Origin of the sequence: Novosphingobium percolationis, from assembly GCF_020179425.1 — a bacterium.
In the GTDB taxonomy this organism is placed as follows: Bacteria; Pseudomonadota; Alphaproteobacteria; order Sphingomonadales; family Sphingomonadaceae; genus Novosphingobium; species Novosphingobium percolationis.
Window position 1 is genome coordinate 332,592 of sequence record NZ_JAILYM010000001.1, and the last position, 16,213, is coordinate 348,804.

At 66.3% G+C, this 16,213-nt stretch carries 18 protein-coding genes; 7 read left to right on the forward strand and 11 right to left on the reverse strand.

What is annotated here, in order from left to right:
* Positions 1–2: 2 nt before the first annotated feature.
* From K3A84_RS01430 to K3A84_RS01445, 4 genes are read right to left on the reverse strand one after another with little or no spacing between them, the layout of a single operon-like run.
* Entirely contained in the window at positions 3–761 is a 759-nt protein-coding gene (locus tag K3A84_RS01430) for an SDR family NAD(P)-dependent oxidoreductase (protein WP_225007284.1), read from the reverse strand.
* Positions 762–771: 10 nt separating this feature from the next.
* Positions 772–1,407: a GlcG/HbpS family heme-binding protein gene (locus tag K3A84_RS01435; protein ID WP_225007285.1), complete on the reverse strand. Its 636-nt coding sequence runs from the start codon at positions 1,405–1,407 to the stop codon at positions 772–774.
* Between the two features lie 39 nt (positions 1,408–1,446).
* On the reverse strand, positions 1,447–1,962 hold the full coding sequence (locus K3A84_RS01440) for a cupin domain-containing protein (protein WP_225007286.1): 516 nt from the start codon (positions 1,960–1,962) through the stop codon (positions 1,447–1,449).
* Positions 1,959–2,903, reverse strand: a complete 945-nt coding sequence (locus K3A84_RS01445; RefSeq protein WP_225007287.1) for a fumarylacetoacetate hydrolase family protein — start codon at positions 2,901–2,903, stop codon at positions 1,959–1,961. Before K3A84_RS01445 ends, K3A84_RS01440 begins: the two co-directional genes overlap by 4 nt.
* Positions 2,904–3,063: 160 nt before the next feature.
* Here K3A84_RS01445 and hisD point away from each other — a divergent pair, with 160 nt between their 5' ends.
* The 6 genes from hisD to K3A84_RS01475 are packed head-to-tail and all read left to right on the forward strand — an operon-like array spanning position 3,064 to position 7,461.
* A complete protein-coding gene (gene hisD / locus K3A84_RS01450; RefSeq protein WP_225007288.1) occupies positions 3,064–4,395 on the forward strand; it encodes a histidinol dehydrogenase in 1,332 nt (443 codons plus the stop codon).
* On the forward strand, positions 4,395–5,159 hold the full coding sequence (locus K3A84_RS01455) for an SDR family NAD(P)-dependent oxidoreductase (protein ID WP_225008109.1): 765 nt from the start codon (positions 4,395–4,397) through the stop codon (positions 5,157–5,159). Before hisD ends, K3A84_RS01455 begins: the two co-directional genes overlap by 1 nt.
* 11 nt (positions 5,160–5,170) lie before the next feature.
* Positions 5,171–6,322 (forward strand): alpha/beta hydrolase, encoded by a 1,152-nt coding sequence (locus K3A84_RS01460; protein ID WP_225007289.1) that lies wholly within the window; start codon positions 5,171–5,173, stop codon positions 6,320–6,322.
* A 4-nt stretch (positions 6,323–6,326) separates the two neighbouring features.
* Entirely contained in the window at positions 6,327–6,734 is a 408-nt protein-coding gene (locus K3A84_RS01465; protein ID WP_225007290.1) for a VOC family protein, read from the forward strand.
* 26 nt (positions 6,735–6,760) lie between these two features.
* Entirely contained in the window at positions 6,761–7,174 is a 414-nt protein-coding gene (locus K3A84_RS01470) for a DoxX family protein (protein WP_225007291.1), read from the forward strand.
* Positions 7,171–7,461, forward strand: coding sequence for an antibiotic biosynthesis monooxygenase family protein (locus tag K3A84_RS01475; RefSeq protein WP_225007292.1), 291 nt, complete (start codon positions 7,171–7,173; stop codon positions 7,459–7,461). The genes K3A84_RS01470 and K3A84_RS01475 overlap by 4 nt, the downstream gene beginning before the upstream one ends.
* Before the next feature lie 36 nt (positions 7,462–7,497).
* Here the strand turns inward: K3A84_RS01475 and K3A84_RS01480 are convergent, their stop codons facing one another.
* The 4 genes from K3A84_RS01480 to K3A84_RS01495 all read right to left on the reverse strand — a co-directional run bounded on the left by K3A84_RS01480 (position 7,498) and on the right by K3A84_RS01495 (position 11,306).
* Positions 7,498–8,568: a VOC family protein gene (locus K3A84_RS01480; protein WP_225007293.1), complete on the reverse strand. Its 1,071-nt coding sequence runs from the start codon at positions 8,566–8,568 to the stop codon at positions 7,498–7,500.
* A 107-nt stretch (positions 8,569–8,675) separates the two neighbouring features.
* A complete protein-coding gene (locus tag K3A84_RS01485; RefSeq protein ID WP_225007294.1) occupies positions 8,676–8,909 on the reverse strand; it encodes a hypothetical protein in 234 nt (77 codons plus the stop codon).
* Complete coding sequence (locus K3A84_RS01490; RefSeq protein ID WP_263626073.1) at positions 8,909–10,495, reverse strand: phytoene desaturase family protein; 1,587 nt, start codon at positions 10,493–10,495, stop codon at positions 8,909–8,911. The genes K3A84_RS01485 and K3A84_RS01490 overlap by 1 nt, the downstream gene beginning before the upstream one ends.
* A 1-nt stretch (position 10,496) precedes the next feature.
* Positions 10,497–11,306 (reverse strand): SDR family NAD(P)-dependent oxidoreductase, encoded by an 810-nt coding sequence (locus tag K3A84_RS01495; protein ID WP_225007295.1) that lies wholly within the window; start codon positions 11,304–11,306, stop codon positions 10,497–10,499.
* Between the two features lie 106 nt (positions 11,307–11,412).
* Between K3A84_RS01495 and K3A84_RS01500 the strand changes: the two genes are divergently transcribed.
* Complete coding sequence (locus K3A84_RS01500) at positions 11,413–11,868, forward strand: winged helix-turn-helix transcriptional regulator (RefSeq protein WP_225007296.1); 456 nt, start codon at positions 11,413–11,415, stop codon at positions 11,866–11,868.
* Here the strand turns inward: K3A84_RS01500 and K3A84_RS01505 are convergent.
* The 3 genes from K3A84_RS01505 to K3A84_RS01515 are packed head-to-tail and all read right to left on the reverse strand — an operon-like array spanning position 11,853 to position 16,187.
* Positions 11,853–12,833 (reverse strand): LysR family transcriptional regulator, encoded by a 981-nt coding sequence (locus tag K3A84_RS01505; protein WP_225007297.1) that lies wholly within the window; start codon positions 12,831–12,833, stop codon positions 11,853–11,855. The genes K3A84_RS01500 and K3A84_RS01505 overlap by 16 nt on opposite strands.
* 25 nt (positions 12,834–12,858) lie before the next feature.
* On the reverse strand, positions 12,859–13,776 hold the full coding sequence (locus K3A84_RS01510) for an NAD-dependent epimerase/dehydratase family protein (protein WP_225007298.1): 918 nt from the start codon (positions 13,774–13,776) through the stop codon (positions 12,859–12,861).
* 14 nt (positions 13,777–13,790) lie between these two features.
* Positions 13,791–16,187: a TonB-dependent receptor gene (locus tag K3A84_RS01515; protein WP_225007299.1), complete on the reverse strand. Its 2,397-nt coding sequence runs from the start codon at positions 16,185–16,187 to the stop codon at positions 13,791–13,793.
* Between the last annotated feature and the right edge of the window lie 26 nt (positions 16,188–16,213).

Consider the following 16,213-nt stretch of genomic DNA (forward strand, 5'->3'; position numbering starts at 1 on the left):
CGCTAGCTGCCGTCGGTGATCAGCGTTCCACCATCCACGACAAGGTTGTGCCCGGTCACGAACGCGCCCGCAGGCGAGGCGAGGAACACCGCCGCGCCCGCGACTTCCTCCGGCGTGCCCGGACGGCGCAGCGGGGTCATGCCCATGCGCCGCGTCATGAACGCTTCGTCCGCCAGCAACGGCGCGGACAGTTCGGTGGCGATGAAGCCGGGCGATATCGCGTTCACGCGCACTGCCTTCGGCCCCCATTCAACCGCCAGATTGCGCGCCAGTTGCGCCACCCCCGCCTTGGCCAGCGCATAGGCGTTGATCCGCCCGTTGCCACGCAGGCCTGAAAGGCTGGAGATCAGCACCACCGATCCGCCACCGCGCGCCGCGATGCGCGGCAGGGCGAGGGTCGCCAGCACCACCTGGCTGGTCAGGTTGATCTGGAGGACGCGCGCGTAGTCGGCGATGTCCATCTCGGCGAACGGCCCGGCGCGCCCGGTGATCCCGGCATTGCACACCAGAATGTCGATCCCGCCCAACGCGGCGCAGGTGCCTTCGACCAGCGCGGCGAGCGCCGTATCGTCCGACACATCGCAGGCAATGCCTGTCTGCCTCAGTTCCTCGGCAACGCGCGCTGTGTCGGCGGCATCCTCGCTCGAGATCACCACTTGCGCGCCCGCCGCGATCAGCGCCTCGGCAATCGCCCGCCCGATCCCGCGCGTCGATCCGGTGACGAGCGCCACCTTGCCATCAAGCCGGAAGCCCGCCGTCACAGCGCCGCCCTCACAACGCTGCCAGGCCCGCTGCAGCGCAGACCTCGTCCTGATGCCCCACCGGCATCCCCGCCGCACCCGAAACGCCGATCGCACCGATCAGCTTGCCATCGCGCAAAATCGGCAGCGCGCCCCCTTCGACGAACATTGCAAGCGTGACCTTGGCGCGAAGCCCGGCATCCTTCTGCAAGGCCGCATTCGCCGCCCCGCTCGCCATGCCGAACGCGCGCACCACCTCGGTCTTGCGCATGGCCACGAACACATGGCTGCCATCCGCGCCATCGGCGGTCAGCAACGCCCGCGCCTCGCCCACGCTGTCGACCACCGCCACGCCGACGCGAAAGCCGTCATGCGAACAGGCAGCGAGCGCGGCCTGCGCCATGCGCGTCGCCTCGATCAGGTTCGGACCCGGCGCGGTCGATTCCGGACCGTCGCCCGGCTGCGGCAGATGGACACCCGGCGGCAGCGGCGGAGGGACGAGGGGAAGGTCACCCTTGTCGTCGATCATGGCGAAGGGCGGCAGGCGATCTCCCGGCAGCGCGCGGGGGCCAGCGGGCGTTTCGTGGAACGGCTTGCGGGCGGGTTGCGCCACCGCGGTTCCCGCAAGCACAACCCCCGCCATCAGCATCATCCAATGTCCGCGCATGATCGCTCTCTCCCCCTGTCAGGTGTCGTTAGGTGCCGCTCAGTGCTTGTTCTCGGGCCTGTCCTCGGGCAGCGGCGCGCCGTTGTGGAGGTAGGCGGGCGCTTCGATCAGGATGAAGGCGATGCGACATACCTTGTCGGTCGTGTTGCGCCACAGGTGGTTGGTGCCGCGCTGCACGATGATCCCGCCCTGCCGCACGGTGCGCTTCGCGCCGTCGTCCAGCTCCAGCTCGATTTCGCCTTCCAGCACAATGCCATAGTCGATCGAGTTGGTGCGGTGCATCGGGCTTTCCTTGCCCGGCAGCATGTCCACGATGCGGATCACCGATCCGCCTTCCAGCGTCAGCCCGGCCTCGCGGTGGCGGCCATCGGTCTCGTCGTTGTTGTCGGCAGGAACGGTCGGCGTGGTCCACACCAGCAGGAACGAGGCATCGCCCGAAGGGATCATCTTCGTGGGGCTGACGTCCTCGGACTTGAACACCGCACGGCCATTGGCGTCGTGCCCCGTGACGACGCGCTGCACCGGCGGCAGACCGCTGTCGGAAATGTCGCTCATGCCTTGATCACCTTCTGCTCAAGCACGCCGAAGGGCGCGCGTCCGGCGCCATCGAGCGCTTCCATCCGCACCACGTCGCCGAACTGCATGAACTCGGTGCGGGGGCTTCCTTCATCGACGATCTCGATCCCGCGACGTTCGGCGATGCACGACGATCCGATCTCGCGGAAATTGGCGTTCGAGACGGTGCCCGATCCGATCACCGTGCCCGCCACCAGATCGCGCGTGCGCGCGGCGTGGGCAACGAGATCGTGGAAGCCATGGCCCATCGGCTCGCCATTGGCGGCACCGAAGCGCGTGCCGTTCCAGTCGACGTTGAGGTTCAGGCACACCCGGCCATTGCGCCAGTCATCGCCAAGTTCGTCGGGCGTCACCGCGAAGGGGGCCATGCCGCAGGGGGGCTTGGCCTGCACCCAACCGAAACCGGTCTTCATTTCCGGACCCGCGAGCATCCGCAGCGACCAGTCGTTGATCTGCACGATCAGCTTGATGTGCTTCAGGCAATCAGCCGCACTGGTGCCCATGGGCACGGCATCCACGATCACGCCGAACTCGCCCTCGAAGTCGATGCCCAGCGCCTCGTCGGGGAACTTCACGTCGGCCAGCGGCGCATGGAAGGTGTCCGACACGCCCTGATACATCAGCGGGGCGGCGGTCTTGATCGGGGTCACGCCCAGCACCTTGTCCATCAGGTCGCCGTGGCTGGCGAAGGCCGAGCCATCGAGCCACTGCCATGCGCGGGGCAGGGGCGCGGCGACGTCCTTGGGCGAAAGGGCTTCGGGGAAACTGTCGATCGCGGCGAGATGCGGTGCCACGGCATCCCAGTCCTCCAGCGCCTGCTGCAAGGTTGCGACGGGGGCCACCGCGTAATGCGCGCCATCGGGCGCAACCGCCACCAACTGCCCGTCGGGCGTTCCGTTCCGCAAAGTCGCAAGGCGCATGGCCTGTCCTCTTCCCAATTTCTCCGCTGCTCGCGGTAGCCAGCGACGCGCACACGAACAACGGCGGCGCGTCGATACCAATCCATCGACGCTATGCGTTGGTCCGTCGCTGTCGCCGCTGGCAAGGGCAGGGCAAACAGCAACACCACTGGGGAAGATCATGGCCATCTGGCTGAAGCGTGGGGCGAGTGCGGAAGCGAAGGCGGACGCGGATCGCAAGGTTCGGGACATTGTCGAGGCGTCGCTGGCCGACATCGAGCAGCGCGGTGACGCCGCGGTGCGCGACATGTCGATCAGGTTCGATGGCTGGGACCGCGAGGACTACCGCCTGAGCCAGGCCGAGATCGACCGCGCGGTCGAGAGCCTCACCCCGCAGGAGCGCAAGGACATCGAGTTCGCGCAGGCGCAGGTGCGTAACTTCGCGCAGATCCAGCGCGACAGCATGAAGGACGTCGAGGTCGAGACCATGCCCGGCGTCGTGCTGGGCCACAGCCACGTGCCGATCAACGCGGCAGGCTGCTACGTGCCCGGCGGCAAGTACCCGCTGCTCGCCTCGGCCCACATGTCGGTCATCACCGCCAAGGTTGCAGGCGTGAAGCGCGTGATCACCTGCGCCCCGCCGTTTCAGGGCACCGTCGCGCGCCATATCGTCGCAGCGCAGGCCATGGCCGGCGCCGATGCGATCTACGCGCTGGGTGGCATCCAGGCGATCGGCGCCATGGCCATCGGCACCCAGACCATCGACCCGATCGACATCCTCGTCGGCCCCGGCAACGCCTTCGTCGCCGAAGCCAAGCGCCAGCTGTTCGGCCGCGTCGGCATCGACCTGTTCGCAGGCCCCACCGAAACGCTGATCATCGCCGACGAGATCGGCTGCGATCCCGAAATGGCCGCCACCGACATCCTCGGCCAGGTCGAGCACGGTCCCGACAGCCCCGGCGTGCTGCTGACCAACTCGGAAAAGTTTGCCCGCGAGACGATGGCGGAGATCGAGCGCCTGCTGCAGATCCTGCCCACCGCCGATCATGCCCGCAAGGCGTGGGAGACCTTCGGCGAGGTGATCGTGGCCGAAAGCTACGAGGAAATGGTCCGCATCGCCGACGACCTCGCCAGCGAGCACGTGCAGGTGATGACCGCCGATCCCGACTACTTCCTCAAGCACATGACCAACTATGGCGCGCTGTTCCTGGGCCAACGCACCAATGTCAGCTTCGGCGACAAGGTGATCGGCACCAACCACACGCTGCCGACGAAGAAGGCGGCGCGCTACACCGGTGGGCTGTGGGTCGGAAAGTTCCTGAAGACCTGCACCTACCAGAAGGTTACGACCGACGAGGCCAGTGCGCTGATCGGCGAATACTGCTCGCGCCTCTGCGCGCTGGAAGGCTTTGCCGGCCATGGCGAGCAGGCCAACATCCGCGTCCGCCGCTTCGGTCACCGCGACGTGCCCTATGCCGGGCAGGCGACCCCGAGCGAACTGACGCGGGCGTGATCGACCTTCCCCGCACGCCCAGCTTCCGCCTCGATGGCCGCCGCGCGCTGGTCACCGGGGCGGGCCGGGGCATCGGCCTCGCGCTCGCCGTGGCGCTGGCGGAAGCCGGGGCAGAGGTCACGCTCGCCGCGCGCACCGCCAGCGAGATCGAGGACGCCGCCGCCGCGATCCGCGCCGCCGGGCACAAGGCGGACAGCGCCGTGCTCGATGTGTCGGACACGGGCGCGGTGGCCGCGTTCTTCACAGGCCGCCCCGCATTCCACGTCCTGATCAACAACGCGGGCACCAACCGGCCCAAGCCGCTGTGGGATGTGAGCGAGGCCGATTACGACGCGGTGCTCGATCTCAACCTCAAGGCCGCGTTCTTCGTCGCGCAGGCCTGCGTCAAGGCGATGCTCGCCGCTGGCATCAGGGGCAGCCTGATCCACATCGGCAGCCAGATGGGCCATGTCGGTGGGCCCAATCGCAGCCTCTACTGCGCCAGCAAGTGGGCGATGGAGGGCATGAACAAGGCCTTCGCGCTCGATCTGGCCCCCCACGGCATCCGCTCCAACACCATCGCGCCCACTTTCATCGAAACCCCGCTGACAAAGCCGTTCTTCGAGGACGAGGCGTTTCGCGCCAGCGTGCTGGCCAAGATCAAGCTGGGCCGCATCGGCTCGGTCGAGGACCTCATGGGCGCCGCCCTGTTCCTCGCCTCCGATGCCTCCGCGCTCGTTACCGGAACCAGCATCGTCGTCGATGGCGGATGGACCGCAGACTAGGAAGGACACCCATGTTTGAACCGTTTCCCGGAAACTACGTCTGGAACCTCGCCACCAACCTCGCGCTCGTGTGCGGGGGTAACCATGGCGAGATCGACGAGGCCAACCGGCCGATCATGGAAGCGTCGAAGGCTGGCGCCGATGCCGGATCGGCGCAGATGTTCGACAGCTGGATCCGCGTGGCCGACCAGGTGACGCGCAACGCCGAACGCGACGAGGCCGAAGGTTTCCTGCTTTCGGCGGGCAGCAAGTACCTGCGCGCCTCTGGCTACTACCTTGCCGCCGAACGGATGCAGAGCCGCGACTATGCGCCGCGCTGGGCGGCCTATGACAAGGGGCTGGCGCTGTATCGCAAGGGCAGCGGCCTGCGCGGGTTGCACGTCGATCACGTGGAAATTCCCTACGACGACGGCAGCTACACCGCGATCTTCGTCCACGATGGCAGCGGCACGCCGCGCCCGACGCTGGTGTCCGTGAATGGCCTCGATTCCATGAAGGAACAGGTCAACATGGCGGGGCACGGGGCGTCGAACCTCGAGCGCGGCATGAACACGCTGTTCGTCGACCAGCCCGGCACCGGCGAGGCGATCCGCAAGCGCAATCTGCCCGCCGTGTTCGACGCCGAGCGCTGGGGCAGCCCGGCGTTCGACTACCTGCTGACACGGCAAGACGTGATCCACAGCAAGATCGGCATCTTCGGCTTGTCGTTCGGTGGCTATCACGCGCCGCGCATCGCCGCGAACGATCAGCGCTATGCGCTGTGCGCGGTGATGGGCGCGAACCATGTCTGGGGCCAGCGCCAGCGCGAACGCGTCGCCAACGAGGGCGAGAACCCCGTGCCGCATTACTGGGACCACGTCATGTGGGTGTTCGGGTTTGCAGACCGAGACGAATTCCTCGCCTATGCCGACCAGATCACACTCGACGGGCAGGTGGAGAAGATCAAGGTTCCCTTCCTGATCACCCATGGCGAAAACGACCGGCAGATCCCGGCCTACAACGCACAGATGAGCTACGACCAGGCGGTCAACAGTCCCAAGCGTACCTTGCGCATGTTCACCAAGGCCGATTTCGAGGTCGAGCACTGCGGCGCGGACAACGGCACCGGAATGCGCGACTACATCGCCGACTGGTGCGCCCAGACCTTTGCCGAAATGGCCTGACGTCATGGCGGAGTTCACCTTTCACCATGGCGGCGTTTCGGTGCCAAGCCTTGACGCGGCGGTCGACTGGTACGGGCGCGTGCTGGGCTTCGAGGTCGAGAAACGGTTCTATATCGAGGCGGCGAAGAGCCACACGGCCATGGTCCGCAAGGGGCCGCTGCGGTTCGAGCTGTTCGAAGTGGAGGGCGCCGCGCCCTTGCCCGAGGACCGCCGCCACCCGCCCGCCGACTTGCGCACCCACGGCAACAAGCATGTCGCGTTCCGCGTGGACGATCTCGACGCGTTTCTGGCCGAGATGGAGGATAAGCAGGTCGATGTCGCATTCGTGGTGCGCGAGGCGTTCGGGAAGGGCTGCTTCCTCCGCGATTGCGCGGGCAACCTGATCGAGTTCGTAGAAGAACCCGGCGACTGATCCGCTGGCTTTAGGGGGAGAAGACGATGAACACCGATCCGCTCAACATGGCGCGCCTTTCCGGGCCGCTGCACGCCGTCCTGCGCATCACCACCGCGCTGACCTTCGTTTCGCACGGGTCGCTCAAGCTGCTGGGCTTTCCTGCCTCGCAGATGCCCGCGCCGCCGCTCGCATCGCTGATGGGCGTGGCCGGGTTGATGGAGATCGTCGGCGGGGTGCTGGTGCTGGTCGGCCTGTTCACGCGGCCGATCGCGTTCCTGCTCGCGGGCGAGATGGCGGCCGCCTACTGGATGGCGCACGCGCCGCGAGGGCCGTTCCCGGTGCTGAACATGGGCGAGAGTGCCTACCTGTTCTGCTTCGTGTTCCTGTGGCTGTCTGCTGCCGGGGCGGGGCCGTGGTCGCTTGACGCAGCGCGTGGGGAGGGCAAGGCTGCGGCATGATCCACGAAATCGCCACGATCACCATCGACCCGGCCCGCGCCGCCGATTTCGAAGCCGCCGTCGCCGCCGCGCGCCCGCACTTCGAGGCGGCCACGGGGTTCGTTTCGTTCGGCCTGCAACGCTCGATCGAAACGCCCGAGCGCTATCATCTGGTGGTGGGCTGGGAGAGCGTGGAGGCGCACATGGTCGATTTCCGCGCCTCCGAAGGCTTCCAGCACTGGCGGACGCTGGCCTCGCCGTTCTTTGCCGCGCCGCCCAGCGTGGAACACGTCAGCACGGTGATCTGATGTAGAAAGGGGACCGTTTCCGGTCCCCTTTCTACATCAGATCGCGTGTTCGTCCTCGTCGGTCAGGTTCGCCAGATCGCCGCCGATGGGGCGCTTGCCCGGTGTCGCCTTGCGGAACGGCTCGAAGCTCGCCCGGTCGGCGTCGAAGGTCATGTCCCAGGGGATGTTCTCGCCCCGGAAGATCGCGGGCGCGTTGGCCGACCATAGCAGCGAGCCGAACTTGAAGTCCCACGCGCGCGGCACCCAGCTGTCGTCGAGGTAGTCGGTGTCGGCGTGATATTCCGCCTCGCCGCCGTGGCCGGGGATCTCGCAGTAGTAGTAGATCGCGCTGGAAATGCGGTGGCGCGAGATGCCGCCGCTGGTGTTCATCGTGGTGTTCTTCCAGCCGCGATTGTCCATGATGTTCGCACCCAGCATCACCTCGTCGATGTCGTCGCAGCCAAAGGCGATGTGCATGAACTTGAAGTGGTCGGGCGCGATCGGCAGGTCGCAGTTCACCCAGAAGATCGAATGGTGCTCGAACGTGCCGGGCGCGCGTGCGAAGATGCCGGTGCCCTTCGAATGGTCGGCATAGCGGAAGCCCATGTGGCGTTCGTAGAATTCGAAGCTGCCCACGTAGTCGGGGCTGAAGAAGACCACGTGGTTGATCGTCTTGGGCATCGCGCGCTTGCGCCAGATGCGGTGCTGGTTGAAGCGCGGCCACTGGGCGGGCGTGTTGACCGGGCTAGTTTCCGACACCACGGCGCGCTTGTTCCACACGCGCAGGGCGATGGGCTGGCCATCCGGGCACACGCAGCGCACGGTGCCATCGACATCGCGCGTGACGCAAACTTCAGTCGCGAGACTGGCGGCGATGCGGTCGAGGCTTTCCGCCGTATCGACGCCCCACACGGTTTCCTTCACCCCGTCGCCCGCGAACGGGTCGGGGCTGGGCAGGCGCCGATCGCCGTGGAGGCGCACGATCACCGTGCTGCCCGACATCAGCCGGAACACGGTTTCGGTGTCGCTGCTGCTTTCCAGCGGCAGGCCGAAATCGCTCCAGAAACGGGTGTGTTCGGCCAGGTCAGCCACGCCGAAGACAACGCTTTCAACGCCAAGGACAGTCATGATTGCTCCCGCATTCTCTCACAGGAGATCGCTATGCCCCGCGCGGTCGCGGCCCGGAAACGCATGATTCCGGACCGTGCCTATCGACCGTGGCGATGCGTGGCCCATCACCTGCGGAACAGCAGCGTCAGCAGGAACAGCACCGTCCGCAGATCGAGCAGCTTCAGTGCCGCGCGGGCCTCCGCCGGGGTCAGCCTGGCGACCATCGGCATCGCGCCGAAGATCTTGCCGCGGATCACCAGCGTGTTGCCGTCGCGATCGAACTTGCGGATCGCCATCAATTCCTTGTCGTTGGCGTCGAGGATCTTTGCCACCGGCACCTTGTTGCGTTGGTTGCCCATCAGATCACCCTCCCGCAGACCTTGTCGTAATCGATCCCCATGTCGTCCATCATCTGGATTGCGGTGGCACGCCCTGCGCCGAACACGCCGCCGCCTGGATGCATGAACGGTCCCACCAGATAGAGCCCCTCAATCTCGGGCACGCGCAGCGAGCCGAGATCGGGCGTCGGGCGATGCCCTGCCGACTGGTAGAAGAACGGCGCGCAGCCGTGGATGTCGCCGCGCACGAAACTGGCCGGGCTGTCTCGCTCGTGATCGATGGGCGATCGGATCAGGCGGCCCGTTATGTTCTCGTCGGTCAGGTTCGCATAGAACTTGCGGTACTGCGCCAGTGCCCTGTCAGCGACGTGCTCCTTGCGCTCGTCCCACGATTGCGGGCCGTCGGGATAGAGGTTGTAGGGCGCGAAGTTCACGCCATAGAACACGCCTGCACCTTGGGGCGCGCGGGAGGGATCGAAGATCGTGTTGTCGCCACCCGCGATCAGCCGCTCGCTCACTTCGCCGCGCCGGAGCTTGTCATATTCGAGGCACATTTCGCGCACCGAATAGAAGTCCATCAGCTCGGTCATCATCGCGTTGCAGTCGTTGCCGACCTTGAGCTTCAGCCGCTCCTTCAGCGTCAGGTGCGTCAGGTTGATCGAGAAGGTCGACTGCGTGACCCGTTCGGCGCGTTCCAGCACCGGTTCGGGCGTTTCGGCCACGAACTTGCGCAGCACGTGCGGATGGATCGCGCCGATCACGCCATCCTTGGCCATGAACGTCTCGCCATCGCTCAGTTCGAGGCCGACCGCCTTGCCGCCCGACACGATCACGCGGGCGACTTCCGCATTGCAGCGCACTTCGCCGCCGAAATGCTCGATCGCGCGCACCAGCGCCTTGGACAGCTGGCCCGACCCGCCCCTGGGCATGGAACAGCCGAAGGTGTGGACGATCCCCGGCATCACGAACGCGCCCATGCCGGTGCCCAGTTCATCGGGCATCTGCAGGTTTTCGGTGACCATGCGCACGATGTGCAGCTTCAGCAGGTCGCTTTCGAAATAGGCGTCAACGATGTCGAGCGCGGTGCGCTGCATCAGGTCGAGCAGGAAGCGCCCTTCGTCCGACTGGTCCATCATCGCAACGAACGCGCCCAAGGGGAAGGGCGGGGCGTACATCCCGCTCATCAGCATGGGCAGCGCGGTCTGGCTCATCTGCACGAACTTGCGATAGGCCTCGGCATCCTTCGGCCCGGCCACGCGCGCCAGTTCCTCGCACGTGCGGTCGAGGTCCTTGTAACTGCGGATGACGGTGCCATCCTCCCAGATCGAAACGTGGACCAGATCGGGGTAGATGTATTCCAGCCCGAATTTGGATAGCAGGCCCAGCTCGTCCTCGCGCAGCATGGGGTTGCCTTGGATCATGATGTGCACGTTCGAATGTTCATCGTGCCAGAAGCCGGGGTGCAGCAATTCGCGCGTGGAAACGCCGCCGCCGAAATGGGGCTTGCGTTCCAGCACCAGCACCTTCTTTCCCGCCTTGGCCATGTAGGCGGCCGCGGTCAGGCCGTTGTGGCCCGCGCCCATCACCACGATGTCGTACTGGCTCATGTCACTGATCTCCTGCGAAGAAGGACCGGAAGCCGATCAGGCCCGGCACGTGGGATGCCCCGCCGCCATCGCAGACCAGCACTTGCCCGGTAATGTTGCGCGCGGCCTCGCTGGCGAGGAACGCCGCCGCCTCGGCAATGTCTTCAGGATCGCCCAGCTGGTTGCGCAGGGTTTCGCCTTCGACCACGGCACGAAGCGGCGCCGGAAAAGCGTCGCGCAGCGCGGGCGTCATCGTCATGCCGGGCGCCAGCGCGTTGCAGCGTACGCCCGCCCTGCCGTGGCTGGCGGCAATGGCGCGCGTCATCTGGATCACCGCCGCCTTGCTGCTTGAATAGGCCGCCTGGATGATATGACCCTGCAGCGCCAGATTGCTGACGGTGTTGACGATATTGCCGCGCACTTCGCGCAGGAACGGCAGCGCCGTCCGGCACGCGATCATCGTGCCGCGCACGTTGACCGCATAGGTCCGGTCCCACAGCGCGGTGACCATATGCTCCACATCGCCGTCGGCCTGGGCGATATCCGGCCCCAGCAGCGCAGCATTATTGTGCAGCACGTCGATCCGCCCGAAATGCTGCGCCACAGTGCGCACCATGGCCTCGGTCGAAGCCTCGCTTTCCAGATCGAGCGCCACTGCAATCGCGCCGGGCAGTTGGTGGGCAAGTGCTTCGGCGCGCTCCAGCGCAATGTCGGCTACCGCCACTTGCGCCCCGCGCTGCGTCAGCAACCGTGCCGTCGCCGCGCCGATCCCGCCGGCCCCGCCGGTGACAATCACCACTTTTCCATCGAAGCGCGTGGCGTCTGTCGCCATCTCCGTCTCTCCCGCTTGATCGTTGTGTCCCATCGTCTAGACCGTTGGCGAAGGCGCGGAAGAAGGCACTTTTTTGTGCCTTGCCGGAGGGGGGAGAGCACGCGGAATGGAAGGTGCGGCGATCGATCTGACCGGCATCGACGCCGCCTTCCACGCTCCCGTCGATGCGCTCGCCCGCCAGATGGCGGCACACGGCACGCGCCGCGAAGAGCCGGTGCGCGCGACCTTCGGCCTGCTCGGCGATCGCTGGTCGACGCTGATCCTGCTGGTGCTGGGCATGGGCACCTGGCGCCATGCAGAGCTGCGCCGCGTACTCAGCCGCCTCGGCGCGGAGGAGGGCATTTCACAGCGCGTCCTGACGCTCAAGCTGCGCACGCTCGAACGCGAAGGCTTCGTGGCGCGGCACGTGGTGGAGAGCGTGCCGCCCAAGGTCAGCTATGCGCTCACGCCGCTGGGCGCGCAGTTGAAGGCCCAGGCGGAGCGCCTGATCGACTGGGTCAACGCCAACCGCGACGTCATTCTGGACGCGCGGGCGAGGTTCGACGCTCAGGACGCGGACTGATCGCCCACACGCCGTTCGGCCAGCGGCACCACGTTCGATGCCGACTTCTCCGCCGGCCGCACCGAAACTTCGGCCGCGAGCGCGATGCGCTCGATCACCCAGCGGATCGCGGCGTCGTTATTGTTCGAGATATGCCACTGCACCGCCTCGCGGATCGGCGGGACATCGAACGGCAGCTCGCGGACGGCAAGCGGGGCATAGCTGGCGATCTGCTGCGCCAGCCGGCGGTGCATCGTGGCGATGCGCATGGTCCCGACCAGCAGCCCCGGGACTGACAGGAATGAAGGCGCGACCACGTCGACCCGGCGCGGCTGCTTCATCCGCCGCATGAACGCATCCTCGAACGCGGGCACCCGCGTCTTGCCAAAGCGCGCCGTCACATGGCCCAGTTCGAAATACAGCTCGCGCGTCATCTCGCGCTGCAGCGCCGGGTTCTGGTCCCAACCGACCACGACATGGCCTTCTTCGAACAGGATGCGCGAGGGGTGGTCGCTGCTCATCGCGGTGTCGATGGTGACGAGCAGGTCCACAAGGTTGCGGTCAAGCGCCTCGACCGGCTGATCGTGCATCGGCTGGATCTCGAAGCGCATGCCCGGCGCGGCGCTTTCCATTTCGCGCAGCATCGCGGCCAGCAGCACTTCGGTGACATAGTCGGACGCCATGATGCGGATCTGGCGGTCGGATGTCGCAGGGTCGAATGCGGGGGCAACCGCGATGGTCGATCGGATCTGCTCCAGCACCGCGCGCACCGGCTCGATCAGGTCCTCGGCCCGTGCGGTCAGCACCATCGCCCGCCCGCGCACGACCATCAGTTCGTCGCCGAAATATTCGCGCAGCCGCGCCAGCGCGCTCGATGTCGCCGATTGCGAAAGGCACAGGCGGTCGGCGGCGAGGCTCACGCTACGCTCGGTCAGCAACGCGTCTAGCGCCACCAGCAGGTTGAGGTCGAGCCTCTCGAAACGCATCGCCATCTCCCGCGCGCCCCTTGTTCTAGATCGTGGAGAGAGCGCTGGCGACGAGCATAGCAAGATCACCGTCATGCGCAAAACCCGCCGCTTGCGCGGCCGGCGTGGCCAGCGGCGGCTGCGCCCCGAACGCGGCTTCCAGCGCGGCGTCGGGCGCGTAGCTGACAAGGGCTGAGGAAACCCCGCACTGGTGCGCGATCTCGTCGGCCAAGGCCCCCATCGTCACCCGCAGCGCGGGCAGGGTGACCGCGCGCGTCACCGGCAAGGTCGTGCTGTCCAGCGTCAGCGCATGGACGAAGTTGTCCGCACAGCGGCACACCGATTGCGCCCAGATCGTCGCCTCGGCCGAGACGGGGCAGGTGAACGCCTCGCCCGCTTTCAGCGCATGGAACAAGTCGCTCATGAACGCGGACTTCATCCCCGAAGGCCCCTTGGGCCGCGCGAGGATGCCAGGCAGGCGCACGGTCACGCCGTCGATCAGCCCGCGATTGCTGAACATGGCGACGGCGTGTTCCATCATCGCCTTGTGCCCGCCGTAGATCATGCGGGGCGACAGCGGCGTGGCATCGTCCACAAAGGCGGGCAGGGGATCGCCGAACACCGCGATCGAGCTGGCATAGACCACGCGCGGGCAGGTGCCGCTCGCGCTCGCTTCCAGCAGCAGGTCGTACATCGCATCCACGTTGATCCGGCGCGACGCGACAGGATCCGCCTCGGCCGCGCCGCCCGGCACGGTCGCCAGATGGACCAGCGCATCGCATCCCCCGGCAAGCGCTTCGGTCCGTACGGCCCCATCGCCCAGATCGCCCGCGATGGCCCGCGCGCCGGAGGGGATGCCCCCGGCGGCGGTGTCGATCCCGGTCACATCGTGTCCGGCCGCTAGCAGCCGCGCCACCAGTTCGCGCCCGACAAAGCCGCCCGCACCCGTGACCAGAACCTTCATGCCCTCTTTCCCCCTCAGAACCGATAGCTGACGCGTGCGCCGAAATAGCGGTGCGAATCCCGCGCAGGCTGGCCGATCACGTAGTTGCCGGGCGTGAAGCCCGCGAGCGTGGCCGTTCCCGTGGCCCCTGCGAAGAAATCCTCGGCATTGGTCAGGTAGAAGTGATCGGTCAGGTTGTTGACGAAGAACGTCACTTCGGCGCGCTCATCCTTGCTCTGGATGCCAACGCTCAGATCCACCAGCGCGAAGCCGGGCTGGCGCGTTTCGGGGTTCTGGTTACCCTGAAGCAGCGCGCCCGACCGGGCCGAGACGTTGCCGCCCAGCACCACGTTGAACGCGTCAAACGGAACCGTCTGTGCCACGTTGGCGCTGATCTTGAACTTCGGGCTGGCCGGCAGAGGCTTGCCCGAAAGGTCCTGCACGCCGCCTACGCACCCTTGCGCGGCGGTCTGGCCCGGCCAGCAGGTCGCGCCAGCGAACTTCTCGAACTTGGCGTCGATATACGCCGCCGAGATCATCGCGCGGGTGTTGCCCTTGACGTAGTTGAGGTCCGCTTCCACGCCCGCCGTGCGCGCGCCTGCGTTGGCCAGCACCAGCACGCCGACCACTTGCGAGGTATCGAACAACTGCGCCTGATAGCCGTTGTACTTGGTGTAGAACGCCGCCGCGTTGAAGGTCAGGTGGCGGTCCAGCAACGAGGACTTGAAGCCCAATTCGAAGCTGTTGATGTGCTCCTGATCGGTGGCCTTGGTGAACGGCTTGTCGGTGGCAGCGGGCGCAGATTGCAGCGAATTGAAATCGTGGACGGTGTTGAAAGCCTTGGGCTTGTAGCCGCGCGTGTACGAGGCATAGACCATCGTGTCCGGGCTGGGGCGGAACTGCAGCGCAACGTCGCCCACCACCGCGTCGGACTTGTCATGCAGATCCCACTGGCACGGGAACGCGCCAGTCGGCGGGCTGGCCTGCCCGTTGAACAGGCAGCCCTGGAACACACCATTGGCAGGATCGAAGAACTGGCTGACGTTCCAGCCGATCTTGTCGTGGTTGTAGCGCAGGCCGCCGACCACTGTGACCTTATCCGCCAGCCTGGCCGTCACGCGCGCATAGACCGCGATGTTCTCGGTGGTGGAGATGTTGCGCTTGTTCTGCGCGTTCGCCACCCAGTTGCGCGCAACGAGCTGGTCGACCTTGGTGTCCGAATAGAATGCACCCGCGAGGAAATTGACCGGGTTTGCCGGGTTCGACGCGATCTTGAACTCCTGCGTGGTCTGCTTGACCTTGCCGCTCGCCTCCTGGAAATTGCCGAAGTGGGGCGCATGTCCGCCGGTCAGGACGTCGAAGAAATAGACGTTCGACATGAACACGTCCTGCGACTGGTACTGCTTCTCCTCGAAGTACGAGGTCAGCGAGCTGAGCGTCAGGTCGCCCAGATGGTAGTTCAGCTGCAGCGAACCGTCGGCATCCTCATACCGCGAGCGCATTTCCACCGGCGAGGCGTACTTGGTGTTGCCAAACTTGATCGCATAGCCGGGGAAGGCGACGTCCTGCGGGATGCCGAAGGCGGTTGGAACGCCATGTTCATCGAAGGCCGAAGGGATGAACGGGAACAGCGTCGCGCCGAGCGTGAAATACTGCGGCGTGAAATTCTCCCCGCGCGAAGTGGCCAGCGCATAGTGGCCCATCACGGTCGCGTCGAAATTCTCGCCCAGCTCGAACTTCAGCTTGCCGCGCAGGCCCCAGTTTTCCGCAGCGCTCTTCTCGTCGCGGGTCAGGTTCTTAACCGGGTAGGGGGTGTGCCCGCCGAACGCGGTCAGGCTGAACTGCACGCCCTGCGCGATCGGGCCGCTGATCGCCGCTTCGCCCCGATATTCGCCGTCATCCGTGATCGAGCCGTTGAGGTGGCCACGAAAATCCTCGGTCGGGCCGTTGGTAACGAAGTTGATGACGCCCGCCGACGCGGTGCGCCCGCCCAAAGTCGCCTGCGGACCCTTCAGCACTTCGAGCTGCGCCACGTCGGCCACGTTGTTGGCGGCAAAGCTGTCCGCCGGCACCGGCACGCCGTCGATCTGGATGTTGACGCCCGATGTCAGGCCGATCGCGCCTTCGTTGGCATTGGTCGAAATGCCGCGCAGGCCGTAGGGCACGCGGCCGTTGAAGGTTCCCTTGATCTCGACCGAGGGGACCACGCGGTTGATGTCCGACAGGTCGGTAACGTGGGCCTGCTCGACCAGCTTGTTGCTGAGAACGGCGGCGGCGACCGGAATGTCCTGCAGCTTTTCGGTACGCTTCTGCGCGGTGACGATGATCTCGGCGGTATCGTTGCCGGTCGTAGGCGCGGCATCCTCGGCGAAAGCAGGCGTGGCCAGAACGGCGACGACGGACGCGGACGACAGCAGAAGCAGCTTGCGCATGGTTTTCCCTCCCCATGTTTATTGCG

What these genes read in the sequence shown, in the direction of transcription:
- K3A84_RS01435 (WP_225007285.1), bottom strand. Translation starts at nt 1,407, where the DNA reads ATGCGCGGACATTGGATGATGCTGATGGCGGGGGTTGTGCTTGCGGGA.
- K3A84_RS01440 (WP_225007286.1), bottom strand. Translation starts at nt 1,962, where the DNA reads ATGAGCGACATTTCCGACAGCGGTCTGCCGCCGGTGCAGCGCGTCGTC.
- K3A84_RS01445 (WP_225007287.1), bottom strand. Translation starts at nt 2,903, where the DNA reads ATGCGCCTTGCGACTTTGCGGAACGGAACGCCCGACGGGCAGTTGGTG.
- hisD (WP_225007288.1), top strand. Translation starts at nt 3,064, where the DNA reads ATGGCCATCTGGCTGAAGCGTGGGGCGAGTGCGGAAGCGAAGGCGGAC.
- K3A84_RS01460 (WP_225007289.1), top strand. Translation starts at nt 5,171, where the DNA reads ATGTTTGAACCGTTTCCCGGAAACTACGTCTGGAACCTCGCCACCAAC.
- K3A84_RS01465 (WP_225007290.1), top strand. Translation starts at nt 6,327, where the DNA reads ATGGCGGAGTTCACCTTTCACCATGGCGGCGTTTCGGTGCCAAGCCTT.
- K3A84_RS01470 (WP_225007291.1), top strand. Translation starts at nt 6,761, where the DNA reads ATGAACACCGATCCGCTCAACATGGCGCGCCTTTCCGGGCCGCTGCAC.
- K3A84_RS01475 (WP_225007292.1), top strand. Translation starts at nt 7,171, where the DNA reads ATGATCCACGAAATCGCCACGATCACCATCGACCCGGCCCGCGCCGCC.
- K3A84_RS01480 (WP_225007293.1), bottom strand. Translation starts at nt 8,568, where the DNA reads ATGACTGTCCTTGGCGTTGAAAGCGTTGTCTTCGGCGTGGCTGACCTG.
- K3A84_RS01485 (WP_225007294.1), bottom strand. Translation starts at nt 8,909, where the DNA reads ATGGGCAACCAACGCAACAAGGTGCCGGTGGCAAAGATCCTCGACGCC.
- K3A84_RS01490 (WP_263626073.1), bottom strand. Translation starts at nt 10,495, where the DNA reads ATGAGCCAGTACGACATCGTGGTGATGGGCGCGGGCCACAACGGCCTG.
- K3A84_RS01495 (WP_225007295.1), bottom strand. Translation starts at nt 11,306, where the DNA reads ATGGCGACAGACGCCACGCGCTTCGATGGAAAAGTGGTGATTGTCACC.
- K3A84_RS01500 (WP_225007296.1), top strand. Translation starts at nt 11,413, where the DNA reads ATGGAAGGTGCGGCGATCGATCTGACCGGCATCGACGCCGCCTTCCAC.
- K3A84_RS01505 (WP_225007297.1), bottom strand. Translation starts at nt 12,833, where the DNA reads ATGCGTTTCGAGAGGCTCGACCTCAACCTGCTGGTGGCGCTAGACGCG.
- K3A84_RS01510 (WP_225007298.1), bottom strand. Translation starts at nt 13,776, where the DNA reads ATGAAGGTTCTGGTCACGGGTGCGGGCGGCTTTGTCGGGCGCGAACTG.
- K3A84_RS01515 (WP_225007299.1), bottom strand. Translation starts at nt 16,187, where the DNA reads ATGCGCAAGCTGCTTCTGCTGTCGTCCGCGTCCGTCGTCGCCGTTCTG.